14 protein-coding genes and 1 pseudogene are annotated in these 14431 nt (G+C 40.5%); 12 read left to right on the forward strand and 3 right to left on the reverse strand.

From position 1 onward, the window contains the following. The first annotated feature begins 670 nt into the window (after positions 1-670). The 8 genes and pseudogenes from trpE to K6V48_RS06440 all read left to right on the forward strand — a co-directional run. Positions 671-2041 (forward strand): anthranilate synthase component I, encoded by a 1371-nt coding sequence (gene trpE / locus K6V48_RS06405; protein ID WP_222368598.1) that lies wholly within the window; start codon positions 671-673, stop codon positions 2039-2041. Further along, positions 2025-2591, forward strand: a complete 567-nt coding sequence (locus K6V48_RS06410) for an aminodeoxychorismate/anthranilate synthase component II (RefSeq protein WP_172071130.1) — start codon at positions 2025-2027, stop codon at positions 2589-2591. The genes trpE and K6V48_RS06410 overlap by 17 nt, the downstream gene beginning before the upstream one ends. Further along, positions 2588-3592: an anthranilate phosphoribosyltransferase gene (trpD, locus tag K6V48_RS06415; RefSeq protein WP_222368599.1), complete on the forward strand. Its 1005-nt coding sequence runs from the start codon at positions 2588-2590 to the stop codon at positions 3590-3592. Before K6V48_RS06410 ends, trpD begins: the two co-directional genes overlap by 4 nt. Then, positions 3589-4356: an indole-3-glycerol phosphate synthase TrpC gene (gene trpC / locus K6V48_RS06420; RefSeq protein ID WP_172038840.1), complete on the forward strand. Its 768-nt coding sequence runs from the start codon at positions 3589-3591 to the stop codon at positions 4354-4356. Before trpD ends, trpC begins: the two co-directional genes overlap by 4 nt. Then, entirely contained in the window at positions 4343-4924 is a 582-nt protein-coding gene (locus K6V48_RS06425; protein ID WP_222368600.1) for a phosphoribosylanthranilate isomerase, read from the forward strand. The genes trpC and K6V48_RS06425 overlap by 14 nt, the downstream gene beginning before the upstream one ends. Continuing rightward, complete coding sequence (gene trpB / locus K6V48_RS06430) at positions 4921-6129, forward strand: tryptophan synthase subunit beta (RefSeq protein ID WP_222368601.1); 1209 nt, start codon at positions 4921-4923, stop codon at positions 6127-6129. The genes K6V48_RS06425 and trpB overlap by 4 nt, the downstream gene beginning before the upstream one ends. 1 nt (position 6130) lies before the next feature. Further along, positions 6131-6934: a tryptophan synthase subunit alpha gene (trpA, locus tag K6V48_RS06435; RefSeq protein WP_222368602.1), complete on the forward strand. Its 804-nt coding sequence runs from the start codon at positions 6131-6133 to the stop codon at positions 6932-6934. 550 nt (positions 6935-7484) lie between these two features. After that, positions 7485-8411, forward strand: a pseudogene (locus K6V48_RS06440) (family 1 glycosylhydrolase); the annotation flags it as partial. A gap of 36 nt (positions 8412-8447) precedes the next feature. Here the strand turns inward: K6V48_RS06440 and K6V48_RS06445 are convergent. After that, entirely contained in the window at positions 8448-9608 is a 1161-nt protein-coding gene (locus tag K6V48_RS06445) for a DUF6688 domain-containing protein (protein ID WP_222368603.1), read from the reverse strand. 129 nt (positions 9609-9737) lie between these two features. On the opposite strand from K6V48_RS06445, the gene K6V48_RS06450 reads away from it, so the two are divergent. The 4 genes from K6V48_RS06450 (at position 9738) to rpsR (ending at position 11937) form a co-directional block, all read left to right on the forward strand. Further along, positions 9738-10727 carry a lipoate--protein ligase gene (locus tag K6V48_RS06450; RefSeq protein WP_222368604.1) on the forward strand — a complete coding sequence of 330 codons (990 nt, stop codon included), beginning with the start codon at positions 9738-9740 and terminating at the stop codon, positions 10725-10727. A gap of 141 nt (positions 10728-10868) precedes the next feature. Next, positions 10869-11159, forward strand: a complete 291-nt coding sequence (rpsF, locus tag K6V48_RS06455; RefSeq protein WP_024391536.1) for a 30S ribosomal protein S6 — start codon at positions 10869-10871, stop codon at positions 11157-11159. An 11-nt stretch (positions 11160-11170) separates the two neighbouring features. Continuing rightward, positions 11171-11665 carry a single-stranded DNA-binding protein gene (locus K6V48_RS06460; protein WP_002942409.1) on the forward strand — a complete coding sequence of 165 codons (495 nt, stop codon included), beginning with the start codon at positions 11171-11173 and terminating at the stop codon, positions 11663-11665. 32 nt (positions 11666-11697) lie between these two features. Next, positions 11698-11937, forward strand: coding sequence for a 30S ribosomal protein S18 (rpsR, locus tag K6V48_RS06465; protein ID WP_002939250.1), 240 nt, complete (start codon positions 11698-11700; stop codon positions 11935-11937). 507 nt (positions 11938-12444) lie between these two features. Here rpsR and K6V48_RS06470 read toward each other — a convergent pair. Together K6V48_RS06470 and K6V48_RS06475 are read right to left on the reverse strand one after the other, a co-directional pair. After that, complete coding sequence (locus K6V48_RS06470; protein WP_222368605.1) at positions 12445-13101, reverse strand: DUF1129 domain-containing protein; 657 nt, start codon at positions 13099-13101, stop codon at positions 12445-12447. Positions 13102-13116: 15 nt separating this feature from the next. Then, a complete protein-coding gene (locus K6V48_RS06475) occupies positions 13117-14061 on the reverse strand; it encodes a magnesium transporter CorA family protein (protein ID WP_024391538.1) in 945 nt (314 codons plus the stop codon). Between the last annotated feature and the right edge of the window lie 370 nt (positions 14062-14431).

Below are 14431 nucleotides of genomic sequence, written 5' to 3' on the forward strand. Positions count from 1 at the left end.
GACGAGTCAAAAGCAGTGAGGCTTGAACAAAGTGAAAGCCAGCATCTTTAGGTGCTGGCTGGTGATGTGGGCTTATAGCCCTTGTTCAAACCACCCGTTTGACGGGTGGTCATGATTATGAAATATAAAGGGATTGGAGAACAACTTGAAATATGGTCATAAATCAATTTCTGTGCATTTCTATTCCTGGTAATGTTTGCAAGCTTTGTTGCAGATTTTTTCGTAACAAGTCTGTTGGCAAGAAATTCTGTTGATTATCCAAGAATATTACCTTCTCTACTTGGTAAAGAAAATACTCTACAGGAAAATTGGTTGTAAAAACCGAATATTCTGAAATTTTATAAAAATATACTTGACATATTTTGAAAATAGTATAAAATGAATACTAATCAGAAGAAGTAATCTTCAAGTTTGTTTTCAGAAAACTGACGGTTGTTGCGAGTCAGTAGCAAACGAAGATGAAATGGGCTGATATTTGATATGAGAAGGTAAACAATATCCTTCCGGTTGGCACCCCTTACCGTGCGACTCCTTGTTGGAGGAGTTTGAGATGACAAGGTTTTTTGTATACCCTTGTTAATGGAGGTGGCACCGCGCTAGCTTTGATTAGACGCCCTCGCACAGATTTTTTTCTGTGTGAGGGCTTTTTGTATTCACAAAAGGAGTTCCCATGCACAACGTACTACCAGCAGATATATTAACCCCCATTCTAGCCTTTATGCGACTAAAAGGTAAGCATAAGATTATCCTAGAATCCATTCCGAGAGAAAAGGGAAACGCTCGTTTTTCCATTATTGCCTATAATCCTGTTTACGAAATCAAATATGACCATGGTGTGTTGACCAACAATGGAGAAGTGGTGGAAGGTGATCCATTGGAATACCTACAATCTGTGGTGGAAGGTTCGAATTTGACTGGAGAGACACCCTTTCAAGGAGGGGCGATTGGATTTGTTGGATATGACTTGATTAGTCTCTATGAACCCATTGGTCATATCCCAAAGGACACCATTGGAACACCGGATATGCATTTCTTTATTTATGAATCATATTTAGTATTTGATCATAAGAAGGAGATTCTCTCCATTCATGAAGATAATACCTATAGTGGCCGTAGTTCGAGTGAGATGGAGAAAGCTCTGGCAGATGTATTAGCCGAATTAAAAAATCCAGCACCCGATGAATTTGCACCCCATGATCTTCAATCATTATCCTTCAAGAGTCATCTGGAAAAAGAAGAATTCGAAAATATGGTTAGGTCAGCAAAACAATTGATTCGGCAAGGCGATATGTTTCAATGTGTCCTTAGTCAACGTTTTTCATCAGATATTTCTGGCAACCCTTTTGATTATTACCGTAATTTACGGGTTACCAATCCATCGAACTATTTATATTTTTATGATTTTGAAGATTACCAAATAATCGGCGCTAGTCCAGAAAGTCTTGTATCTGTAAAAGATGGAATCGTGACAACGAATCCAATTGCTGGAACTCGGCCTCGTGGAAATGATGATGAGGAGGACCAACGATTGGCGGCTGATTTATCAACAGATACGAAAGAAGTTGCTGAACATAGAATGTTGGTTGATCTGGGACGAAATGATATTGGTCGAATTGCACAAATTGGAACTGTCGAAGTTACTAAGTATATGGAAGTTGAATATTTCCGTTATGTGATGCACTTAACAAGTATTGTCAAAGGACAATTATTGGAGAATTTGACTGCATTAGATGCATTAAAAGCTACCCTACCTGCTGGAACTGTCTCAGGAGCGCCGAAAATTAGAGCCATGCAGCGCATCTATGAATTAGAAAAGGAAAAGCGCGGCATATATGCAGGAGCAATTGGCTATCTATCTGCTACAGGAGATATGGATTTTGCGATTGCTATTCGCACCATGGTAGTGAAAAATGGCAAAGCCTATGTGCAAGCAGGTGCAGGAATTGTATATGATAGTGTTCCAGAAAATGAATACCAAGAAACGCTGAACAAGGCAAAGGCGATGACGAAAATAGGAGAGTGCCATGATTCTTTTAATTGATAACTATGATTCATTTACCTATAACTTAGCCCAATATCTAGGACAGTTTTCACCTGTGCAGGTATTGAGAAATGATGCGGAGAATCTATTCGATGAAGCAAATAAAGCAAAAGGTTTGGTATTTTCTCCAGGACCAGGTTGGCCAGCAGATGCTGGAAAAATGGAAGAAATGATACAGACTTTTGCAGATAAAAAACCAATATTGGGCATTTGTTTGGGACATCAAGCAATCGCTGAAGTTTTTGGAGGGCAGTTGAGATTAGCCAAAACGGTTATGCATGGGAAGCAGAGTCAGATGCGAGTGGAAGGTAACTCTCCAATTTTCAATGGTTTTCAAGGAGATGTAGAAATCATGCGTTATCACTCGATTGTCATTGATGAAATGCCAAAAGATTTTATAGTGACTGCTCGTACAACAGATGACGACGAAATTATGGCTATCCAACATAAGCAATTACCGATTTTTGGTTTGCAATTTCATCCAGAAAGTATAGGGAGTCCAGAAGGCTTACAAATGATTGAACAGTTTGTTAGAGAGGTAGTAAGATGAAAGAAATTTTTGAAAAATTAGCTATAAAACAAGACTTATCTGAGAGAGAAATCGAAGGAGTTTTTAATCGTATTCTGAATGGAGAATTGACAGAAAGTCAGATTGCAGCTCTGTTACTAGGCTTGAAAATGAAAGGTGAAACAGTTGATGAAATTGCAGGTGTCGTAAAGTCTTTGAAAAAACATGCTGTACAATTGCCTCAAACATATTCGGACGCAATGTGCAACTGCGGTACGGGTGGGGATCAATCGTATAGTTTTAACATTTCGACGACGGCTTGCTTTATCTTGGCAGCTGGGGGTATTCGTTTAGCGAAGGGGGGAAATCGATCGATTTCATCGAAGTCAGGTTCTGCAGATGTACTTGAAGAATTAGGGATAAATATTGCAGCGAATCCAGAAGTATTATCAAAAGCATTGTCTGAGGTTGGATTGGCTTTTGTCTTTGCTCAAACCATGCATCCAGCCATGCGCTTTATTGGTCCAGCCAGACGGGCATTGGGAGTTCCAACAATTATGAATATTGTTGGTCCTTTAGCCAATCCCTTATCATTAGATAGTCAATTGATGGGTGTCTATCGGGAAGACTTACAGTTTGATCTGGCTCAAGTTATGAAAAAATTGGGAAGACGACGGGCACTACTTATCACAGGACCAAATCATATGGATGAAGCGGCCTTATTTGGAGAGAATCACTACACTTTGCTTACAGATGGGAATATCCATCAGGGCAGATTTACCTTTGCTGATGTGGGTCTGAATCCATTAGAACTCGCGGATATTCAGGGTGGAGATGCTGTGGAGAATGCAGAAATTTTGTTGTCAGTTTTACATAATCAAGCAAGTCCTTACTTAGAAACGACGGTTTTAAATGCAGGTCTAGGCTTTTATGCAAATGGTAAGGTTTCAAGTATCCGTGAAGGAGTTGAATTGGCTCGAAGTCTACTTGCGGACGGTTCTGCTCTGAGAAAATTGGAAGAACTAAGGGAGGTTCAGATATGAGTCAGGATTTTTTACAGACAATTTTACAGCAAAAGGAGGCAGAGGTTGCTCAGCTGGTAAATGAGCCAGTAGAATCTGTTCGTTCAACCTATTCGTTATTTGATTTTCTTACCAAGCAGCAGGGGCAATTACAACTGATTACTGAGGTAAAAAAAGCTAGCCCTAGTATGGGAGATATCAATCTGACGGTGGATATTACTGAGCAAGCACGCCAATACGAAGCAGCAGGGGCTGCTATGATTTCAGTATTGACTGACCAAATTTTCTTTAAGGGGGATGTACAGTTTCTTCGTCAAATCTCAGATTTGGTTTCAATTCCGACATTAGCGAAAGATTTTATCATTGATGAAAAACAAATTATTCGCAGTCTTAATGCAGGTGCTACAGTGATACTATTGATTGTGGCGGCTTTGTCCGAAGACAGGCTCAAGGAACTGTTTGAATTTGCAACCCGTCTGGGTCTGGAAGTATTGGTTGAGACTCATAATCTTTCAGAATTAGACATTGCTCATCGCATTGGCGCAAAGATAATTGGTGTCAACAATCGGAACCTAACAACATTTGAAGTTTCCCTTCAAACTAGTCTTGACTTAGCACCCCATTTTCTACCGGACAGAGTGTATGTATCAGAATCAGGCATTTTTACAAATGAACAAGCTGAACTTCTTGCTCCCTACTTTCATGCACTCTTAGTCGGAACAGCACTGATGCAGTCGGAAGATGTTGCGCAAAAAGTAAAGGAGCTATCGATTGACAAAGGTTAAAATTTGTGGGTTATCTACTAAGGATGCGGTGTATGCAGCAGTTGAAACAGGAGCGGATTATATTGGATTTGTATTTGCACTAAGTAAGCGACGAGTGAGCTTGGAAAAAGCACATGAGTTGGCCCAGTTGGTTCCTCCTACAGTAAAAATAGTAGGGGTATTTGTCCAACCAAGTTTGAAAGAATTAGAAGCGGCTATTTCGGTGGTTCCATTGGACTTGATTCAGATCCATGGTGACTGGGACGAACGTCTATCGCATCACATTTCAGTTCCAATCATTCAAGCCATTCAACTGGACAATACCCTAGGGGAGTTGAATACAAATGCAGACTACCTTCTCTTTGATGCTCCAAAGGCAGGATCGGGTCAACTTTTTGATTGGAAACTATTAGCCCATCATAACTTTGAAAAACCATTTTTCATTGCAGGGGGCTTGACAGTGGATAATGTAGCAGAAGCGCAATCCTTATTTTCTCCTTATGCCGTAGATGTCTCCTCGGGTGTTGAGACAAATGGACAAAAGGATGTTGAAAAAATAAAAGCATTTATAGAAAGAGTGAAACTATGACTTACCAGCAACCAAATAAAGACGGATTCTATGGAGAATACGGCGGTCGATTCGTGCCGGAGACATTGATGACTGCTGTATTAGAACTAGAGCAGACCTACCGAACTGCAAAGGAAGATCCAGCGTTTCAGGCGGAATTTGAAGAATTGCTTGTCCAGTATGTTGGGCGAGAAAATCCCCTCTACTTTGCCAAACGCCTTACAGATTACTGCGGAGGTGCTAAAATCTATCTAAAACGCGAAGATCTGAATCATACGGGTGCCCATAAAATTAACAATTCGTTGGGGCAGGTATTGCTTGCGAAACGGATGGGAAAGAAAAAAATTATTGCTGAAACTGGCGCGGGGCAACATGGTGTTGCAACAGCTACCGCAGCAGCCCTCTTTGATATGGAATGTACCATTTATATGGGAGAAGAGGATGTTAAACGTCAGGCTCTCAACGTTTTTCGTATGGAATTATTAGGTGCAAAGGTTCATGCCGTAACGGATGGGTCGCGCGTGCTAAAAGATGCGGTAAATGCAGCTCTTCGAGCTTGGGTTGCTCAAGTTGAGGATACCCATTATGTTATGGGATCTGTCCTTGGACCAGCACCATTTCCAGAAATTGTCCGTGACTTTCAGAGCGTAATTGGAAAAGAGGCAAAACGTCAATTTGCAGAGATTTCTGGTGGTCAGTTACCAGATGCTCTCTTGGCATGTATTGGTGGAGGATCTAATGCAATGGGCCTTTTCTATCCTTTTGTGGATGATACCTCTGTTGCAATGTATGGTGTTGAGGCTGCAGGACTTGGATTGGAGACAGACTTCCATGCAGCAACTTTTGCTAAGGGACGACCAGGAGTTCTTCATGGGGCTTTGATGGATGTTCTACAGGATGAAAATGGTCAAATTTTAGAAGCATTCTCTATTTCGGCAGGTCTTGATTATCCTGGGATTGGTCCAGAACATAGTTACTTTAATACAATTGATCGCGCTACCTACGTTTCAGTAACAGATGAAGAGGCTTTAGAAGGCTTTAAATTCTTATCCCGTTTAGAAGGTATTATTCCTGCCCTAGAGTCCAGTCACGCTATTGCATATTTGCCAACCCTGGCAAAAGAATTAGGGCCAGATAAATCCATCATTGTTTGTCTTTCAGGTCGAGGGGATAAAGATGTTGCACAAGTTCGAGAAAGGCTACAAGCAGAAAAAAAGGAGAACTAATATGACCAAAACCTTACAAGTTCGTTTACAGGAAATAAAGAATGCTCAAAAAGGAATTTTTATTCCTTACATTATGGCTGGTGATCATAATCAGGGGTTGGATGGGTTATTCGAAACCATTCAATTCCTTGAACAATCGGGTGTTTCAGCAATCGAAATAGGTGTACCCTTTTCAGACCCTGTAGCTGATGGGCCTGTTATCGAAGCAGCTGGGCAACGAAGCCTAGCTAAGGGAGTGACATTAGCTTCCATAGTCAAAAAATTGAAAGAGAAGGCTAGTCAAGTTCCTCTGATTATCATGACGTATTTTAATCCAGTATTCCAATATGGTTTAGAACGATTTATTGATGATTTAGAACAAACGAGTGTCAAAGGCTTGATCATTCCAGATTTGCCTTATGAACAGGAATCAATAGTGACTGACTTTTTAAATGACAGGGATATTTGCCTTATTCGATTGGTAAGTTTGACAACAGGTTTGGAAAGACAAAGACAGCTGGTCCAAGATGCTCAGGGCTTTGTTTATGCTGTGGCTATTAATGGGGTTACAGGTAAGTCTAACCAATACACTGATCATTTAGATCATCATTTGCACCGATTAACGGAACTGTCACCTGTACCAGTTCTAACAGGTTTTGGTGTCTCTAGTCAAGAAGATATTCTCCGCTTCAATCGTGTTTCTGACGGTGTTATTGTTGGATCAAAAATAGTGGCGGGCTTGTGTAACGGACAGCAAAATGATGTTCAAAAGTTAGTAACATTTGGATGTGGAGTTGATAAAACTCATAGCAATTCCATATTTTAATTAGTGATATATTTTTTGAATCTGTATTCAATGCACATTGCTTATAAAGGTGCTGTGTAGTGCATGCGAGTTTTAATACTTTTTGAACATCAAAAATTTCCGTAGTCAAGAGCCTGGATGAGTGGTCCTGGTATTGAGCCCCGCCTCAGCCTGTTACACTGAAATGAGAATGTTCAGAGCTCTATCGTCGGCTTAATGACGCGGCTGGGCAAAAAGCCCAGGACCACTACTCAGAGTTCGTGTCAACATCTCAGCGCAGTGGTTGATTGGCAGATTTGTTCGTGTTTTACACTCCAAATCTGAGCTAATCAACTGTGCGGGGGTGGGAAGACGAACTCTTCTATGAATGGTCGAGTTCTTTCCCACTCCCAATATTTCCAGCCTCTAACTATCTCCCAGATAGTTGAAGTTAGGCGAAAGTTGATTTTCATTGAGTCTAAGTTAGTTAATCTCCCATATCAGCAACCTTTTTCATACAATAGTATCAATTTTTCGCATTTTTTTGTCTGCTTTTGAGCTTAGAACGAATTATAATAATAGTAATAAGAAACAAGGCTTGGTCAAATATTGGCTGACCTTCAATGAGATCAACATGATTCTCCATGCACCATTTATGGGGGCAAGTCTCTATTTTGAAGAGGGCGAAAATGTGGAACAGGTCAAATACCAAGCTGCCCACCACTAGCTTGTAGCATCTGCCATTGCTACTAAATTAGCCCATGAAATTGACCCAGAAAACAAGGTTGGCTGTATGTTGGCCGCAGGTCAATATTACCCACATACTTGTCATCCTCGTGATGTCTGGGAAGGTCTGCAAGAAGACCGTGAAAATTATTTCTTCATCGATGTTCAGGCACGTGGCTATTATCCAAACTATGCCAAGAAGAAGTGGGAGCGTGCAGGCATTGAGCTTGAAATGACTGACCAAGCCCTGACACTCTTGAAAGAGCATACGGTGGACTTTATTTCCTTCTCTTACTACTCTAGCCGTGTCGCTTCTGGAGATCCTGCAGTCAAGGAAAAGACAGCAGGTAATATCTTTGCTTCCATTAAAAATCCTTACTTAGACGCATCGGAATGGGGCTGGCAGATTGATCCGCTTGGTTTCCGCATTACCCTCAACTCTATCTGGGATCGCTACCAAAAGCCACTCTTTGTGGTGGAAAACGGTCTGGGAGCAGTGGACACACCAGATGAAAATGGCTATGTAGAAGATGATTACCGTATCGATTACCTCCGTCAACACGTTCTGGCAATGAGAGATGCTATTGTAGAAGACGGAGTTGAGCTCTTGGGGTACACTACTTGGGGCTGTATTGACCTAGTTTCTGCTGGAACTGGCGAAATGAAAAAACGCTACGGTTTCATTTATGTTGACCGTGACAATGAGGGAAATGGCACTCTCAAACGCTCTAAGAAAAAATCATTTGATTGGTATAAAAAAGTCATCGCTACAAATGGAGCTGACGTGGAATAAAATGTATTGAAAAGAAGCTGGACAATTTCCAGCTTCTCATTTTTTTATAGGTAAATACTGACGTGCTATCCGATTTTCTGGCTTACGATCGTGCAGATAAATGACAATCAAGAAAAACCATTCTGCCGGCTTCATTAGCAGATAAACGAGATCTGCCTGCCAGGCTGTGCGAATATGTTTGGAAATGGGATAGCCATATCGGTCGTAGTTAGAACGGATACATCGATGTAGGCGTGGACATCTTTCTTCTAAAATTTGTTCAAAGGCATTGGCAATTTGTAGCTGACGGTTGACCACCACACGATGACCATGGCGTTCTCCCATGCGAATGGGTTTGACCAATTTGCGGTGTCCAGCGGCTCCCACTGTACAAAGGTAGTGTTCGTCATAGAAGGTGTTTGGTGGGGAGACTTTTTCCGATAAGGCCCAATCGCTGGTTTCTGACCACATTTGAAGCAGCTGGTCAGGTTTTTGACCAAAGAGAATGAGATAAGAGCCAAGAACTGCAAGATAGGGCAGGCTGAAGAAGAGCAACCAGATTGGCAGAGAAAGGCTTCTTTGCAGGAGAACAGAAAGTCTAGGAAAGCGTGGATTGCACTGCTTGGCTAAATCTTCTTGCCATAATTGAATGGTTTGTAAAATGGTCCGACTGTAAATAAGACAGATATTGAAGGGGACCAAACACAGATAGGAGTAGGTGAGTAAATCTATTTCAATCAAACTAGAAAGTTGAATGGTCCACAAAACCGCAAAGACAAAACTTGGATACAGGCAGCTGATGAGGAGGACCGTTAGGAGAGGGGAGAGGAGCTTAGTTTGGTTGATGTTCAGCACTAAATAAGCTAAAAGACCCATAAGAAGCAGGAAGAACTGCCCTGACCAGGCTTCTGTTTGAATGGGGCTGTGGATCTGGTTATTAACCAAGGTTTCTGGCCAATTGACGTATACAACTTGGGCTCCCTCAAGAGCTAGCCAACTTAACCCCGTTCCTAGAAAGAAAATCAAACCATCGTTAATCCAAAAAACATACTCTTTTAACTGTTTTTCTAAGAGTGCCATAAAGTGGCGGATGTTTTTCCAGGTCAGATAAAGAGGAAGGATCAAGCAGATTATGGGGATATTGATTACCCACATAAAAGGAACAAAGATGCTTGAGATAATATAAATTTGCCAGAATAGTTTTAAGCGTTTATTCATGATAACCTCCTTCCCTAGCCTACCATCATTTTTTAGAAAATTCAAGAATGGACAAGAAGAGTTTCAATACTTGCCTTTTGTTATCGTTTCCACTATAATAAAAATTAGTTAACAATAAAGGAGTATTGCATGAAATATATCGTAAATAACAGCAATGACCCAGCCTACAACATTGCCCTAGAAGCCTATGCATTCAAAGAATTAACTGATATTGATGAAATTTTCATTCTTTGGATTAATGAACCAGCTATCATCATTGGAAAGCATCAAAATGCTATCCAAGAAATTAACAAGGAATATACAGATGCTCACGGTATCCATGTCGTTCGCCGTTTGTCCGGTGGTGGAGCGGTTTACCATGATTTAAACAATCTCAACTACACCATTATTTCAAATAAATCTGAAGAAGGTGCATTTGACTTTAAAACTTTCTCTAAGCCCGTTATTGATACTCTTGCAACACTCGGCGTAGAGGCTAACTTCACTGGTCGTAATGACCTTGAAATTGACGGCAAGAAAATTTGTGGTAATGCCCAAGCATATGCAAAAGGTCGTATGATGCACCACGGTTGCTTGCTCTTTGATGTTGACATGTCTGTCCTAGCAAGTGCTCTTAAAGTCAGCAAAGACAAAATCGAGTCCAAAGGTGTTAAATCCGTTCGTGCCCGCGTGACCAACATTAACAGTGAGTTACCAGAAAAAATGACTGTTCTGGAATTTAAAGATGCCATTCTCAACCAAATGAAGCAAGAATATCCAGAAATGGATGAATATGTGTTGACTGAGGATGATTTGGCTCGAATCCAAGAAATCCGTGATACGCAGTTTGCAACATGGGATTGGACCTACGGTCAAACACCAGAATACACAGTTGAGCGCAGCGTCCGTTACCCAGCTGGTAAAATTACAACCTACATTAAGACTGAAAAATCAATTATTGAATCGATCAAAATTTATGGAGACTTCTTCGGTATTGGTGATGTATCTGATGTTGAAGACTTACTAATTGGTACACGTTATGAATATGCGGATGTACTTGCCAAACTTCAAGAGATTGATACAACTCATTATTTCTCGCGTATGACAACAGAAGAAGTCGCAAAAGCGATTGTTGCATAGATTATTGAGTATGAAATTGTTTTCAGTAAAGTATTTTTACTTGCACATTTTCTATATTATGGTATAATTATTTTCTGTGAGTATCCCTCACTTACTCGTGGCTAGACCATGAGTCATTAGACCAAAAGGAGGAACATATCAATGGCTAAATACGAAATTCTTTATATTATTCGTCCAAACATTGAAGAAGAAGCTAAAAACGCTTTGGTAGCACGCTTTGACTCTATCTTGACTGACAACGGTGCAACTATCGTTGAATCAAAAGCATGGGAAAAACGTCGCCTTGCATACGAAATCAAAGATTTCCGCGAAGGTTTGTACCATGTCGTTAACGTTGAAGCTAGCAACGATGAAGCTCTTAAAGAGTTTGACCGTTTGTCAAAAATCAACGGCGACATTCTTCGTCACATGATTGTCAAACTTGACGCGTAAGAAGGTACTTTATGATTAATAATGTAGTATTGGTTGGTCGCATGACCCGTGATGCAGAACTTCGTTATACTCCGTCTAACCAGGCTGTTGCGACTTTTACCTTGGCGGTTAACCGCAATTTTAAAAATCAAAATGGTGAACGTGAAGCGGACTTTATTAACGTAGTCATTTGGCGCCAACAAGCTGAAAATTTGGCGAATTGGGCTAAAAAAGGTGCGCTGATTGGTGTTACAGGTCGTATTCAGACTCGTAGCTATGATAACCAACAGGGGCAACGTGTCTACGTTACAGAGGTAGTTGCAGAAAGTTTCCAACTATTGGAAAGCCGTACTGCCCGTGAAGGCCAAGGTGGCGGTTATTCAGCTGGCAATTCCTTTGCTGGTGGCAACGATTATAACTCGCCTTATCAAGCGCCTGCGCAATCTACACCGAACTTCGCTCGAGAAGAAAGTCCATTTGGAGCAAGCAATCCAATGGATATATCAGACGATGACCTACCATTCTAGGTCAGAAACTAATAATATAAAGGAGAACACACATGGCTCAACAACGTCGTGGCGGTTTCAAACGCCGTAAAAAAGTTGACTATATCGCAGCTAACAAAATTGAATATGTTGATTACAAAGATACTGAGCTTCTTAGCCGTTTCATTTCTGAACGTGGAAAAATCCTTCCACGCCGTGTAACTGGAACTTCAGCTAAAAACCAACGTAAAGTAACAACAGCTATCAAACGTGCTCGCGTTATGGCTCTTTTACCATTCGTAAACGAAGATTAAAAAAATCGCCCTGTGTGGCGATTTTTTCTTGCGCTCTAGAAATGCGAAAAGCGCAATAACAGTATGGACTGTTTTTTCATGAGCTCGGAAATTAGAAGGCGAATTGAGACCCTGACGGGTCTTTTTAGCTTGTGCCCTAGAAACTGGAAAGGCGCAACGGCGAGAGTGGACCATTTTTTCATGAGCTTGAAATTAAGAAAGCGAATTAAGTCCTTGAATGGACTGTTTTTTCATGAGCTCGGAAATTAGAAGGCGAATTAAGACCCTTGACGGGTCTTTTTAGCTTGCGTCCTAGAAACTGGAAAGGCGCAACGGCGAGAATGGACTGTTTTTTCATGAGCATGAAAATGAGAAAGCGAATTGAGACTGGGCTCAAGCACAGCACCGATTCTCAAAGTTTGTGTCAACATATCAGCACAGTGGTTGATTATCATTGAGTATCAGATTATTTGATAGCTGGACTGTATAAAAAACAAAAGCGACTGGTAAATCCAATCGCTTTGTTTTTTATTGAACAGGTGTCATAGCACTGCGGATATTGTATTTCTTTTTCAAAAGGTAACGAATACCGAATGCTGCTACTCCGATAAGGATAGTAACAATAGGGTGTAAAACAGGATTGAGTGATGATGGAATCATTGCAGCTAGAATGAAGACGACTGACCAAGCCAAGGTAGCGAGTCCAAGGAAAACGATGGCCTTCAATAATTTAGGGCGTTGACCAGTTTTGATTTGCTCTCTATAAACGAAGTGGTACATAAAGTACATACCAGCACCGACTCCAAAACCAATGACTAATAAAGTAACTAGACCGTATTGAGCACCTTGACCGAAGAGGTTCATCAATCCATTGACACCAGCGATAATAGCTAACATAAGCAAACTAGAATCGACCCACATGAGCCATGGATTTTCATTGAATTCTACTTGGTCGTTCTTCTCTTTAGCAGAAGTAGATTTACTCGCTGCCCATTCACTAGGTGCCCCATACAAGTTACGTGCAGTAATACCGTTTTTTTGATTCTCGATGATAGTCGGTAGAATCTCTTCTAATAACTCTTTAATCTCGCTATCCGATTTTCCATCTTTAATCAGTTGGTTAGTAGCAATATGGATAAATTCTTGATTTTTCTTCGTCAATCCGTTGATTTCTGTAAATGACATATTCATCTCCTTAAGTTAAAACCATCTCTTACGAATGAAGTAGAAGGTAAGTGATAAGCTAATAGCAAAGGCAAATAGGATAATCCACCAAAATGCATATGGAATATCATTAAATGGGATAATATTATCCTTGAAGTTCATACCGTAGGCAGAAAATACCATGGTTGGAATAGACATAACAATGGTCATGAGAGCCAATGTCTTCATGATTGTATTCTGGTTATTGGAAATAACGGAGGCAAAGGCATGTGTCATCGAATTCAAGATGGATCCATAGATATCTGCCATCTCAATAGCCTGTTGCGTTTCGACTAGTGTATCTTCCAACAAATCTTCATCTTCTTCATATTTCCGGAGTAAGCGTGTAGAACTTGCCAGTTTTTTAACCAATCGTTCATTGGTTTTTAGGGAAGCTTTGAAGTAGACGATTGTTTTTTCCAATTCCATCAGTACAATTAGTTCTTCATTTCGCGTAGCTTCATGCAGTTGTTTTTCAATTTCTTCGCTCTTTCTGTCAATTGTACGTAGGGCAGAAAGATATAGCTGGGCATTGCGATAAAGAATTTGGAAAACAAAACGAGATTTCATAAAGGTAAAGAAATTTCGTATGCGACGATGAATAAATTGTTCAAATAATGGTAACTCTTCTAAACAAGTAGTGATGATGGCTTCATCGGTCAAAATGATTCCGAGAGGAATAGTGATGTAATACGTTTTATTATTCCGTTCTTCCAAAATAGGGACGTCTACGATAATGAGTGTATAATCATCTTCGACAGTAATACGAGAAGATTCCTCAGCATCAAGTGGAGCCCGTAAATCGGCGATGTCAATCTTGTAGTGCTCAGCTACTTCCATAGATTCGCTCTGGGAGGGGTTAACCAAATTAATCCAAGCCCCTGGTTCAAAGGTTTGGATTTCTTCTAAATCAGTCATGGTTGATAGAAAAATCTGTTTCATATCTTTGCCCTCCTTTTGATTTGATTCGTTAACGCAACCTCTATTATACCAAAAAAGTACCATAACGGAAAGGTTTTCTGAATAAATGTGATATAATATGAAGACGTTTAATAAGTAAGTTGTACGGATTTTTAAGGGGTTGAATGATAGAAAAATCTAGTCCAAACCTTTTTCTCTTTCAACTAATGAAAGTCCTTGAAGAAAGGAAATGAACACGGGCTAAATGCAGTGTCAAAAATTGCTGGTTTCTTCATGTTTAAGCATGCGGAACTGGCTTCTGCGTCGTAGACATCTGTGCTTTCTTCGGTTTTCGACCTGTGAAAGCACTAGTTGTCTTGACGGGGGTGCGTCTTCGAAATCACAGATTTCG

The organism is Streptococcus suis (genome assembly GCF_019794555.1).
Classification (GTDB): domain Bacteria; phylum Bacillota; class Bacilli; order Lactobacillales; family Streptococcaceae; genus Streptococcus; species Streptococcus suis_AB.

Bases quoted from the DNA above. Each gene is read 5' to 3' on its own strand.
- K6V48_RS06460 (WP_002942409.1), top strand. From the start codon at position 11,171: ATGATTAATAATGTAGTATTGGTTGGTCGCATGACCCGTGATGCAGAA.
- K6V48_RS06450 (WP_222368604.1), top strand. From the start codon at position 9,738: ATGAAATATATCGTAAATAACAGCAATGACCCAGCCTACAACATTGCC.
- K6V48_RS06410 (WP_172071130.1), top strand. From the start codon at position 2,025: ATGATTCTTTTAATTGATAACTATGATTCATTTACCTATAACTTAGCC.
- rpsR (WP_002939250.1), top strand. From the start codon at position 11,698: ATGGCTCAACAACGTCGTGGCGGTTTCAAACGCCGTAAAAAAGTTGAC.
- K6V48_RS06475 (WP_024391538.1), bottom strand. From the start codon at position 14,061: ATGAAACAGATTTTTCTATCAACCATGACTGATTTAGAAGAAATCCAA.
- K6V48_RS06470 (WP_222368605.1), bottom strand. From the start codon at position 13,101: ATGTCATTTACAGAAATCAACGGATTGACGAAGAAAAATCAAGAATTT.
- trpB (WP_222368601.1), top strand. From the start codon at position 4,921: ATGACTTACCAGCAACCAAATAAAGACGGATTCTATGGAGAATACGGC.
- rpsF (WP_024391536.1), top strand. From the start codon at position 10,869: ATGGCTAAATACGAAATTCTTTATATTATTCGTCCAAACATTGAAGAA.
- trpE (WP_222368598.1), top strand. From the start codon at position 671: ATGCACAACGTACTACCAGCAGATATATTAACCCCCATTCTAGCCTTT.
- trpA (WP_222368602.1), top strand. From the start codon at position 6,131: ATGACCAAAACCTTACAAGTTCGTTTACAGGAAATAAAGAATGCTCAA.
- K6V48_RS06445 (WP_222368603.1), bottom strand. From the start codon at position 9,608: ATGAATAAACGCTTAAAACTATTCTGGCAAATTTATATTATCTCAAGC.
- trpC (WP_172038840.1), top strand. From the start codon at position 3,589: ATGAGTCAGGATTTTTTACAGACAATTTTACAGCAAAAGGAGGCAGAG.
- trpD (WP_222368599.1), top strand. From the start codon at position 2,588: ATGAAAGAAATTTTTGAAAAATTAGCTATAAAACAAGACTTATCTGAG.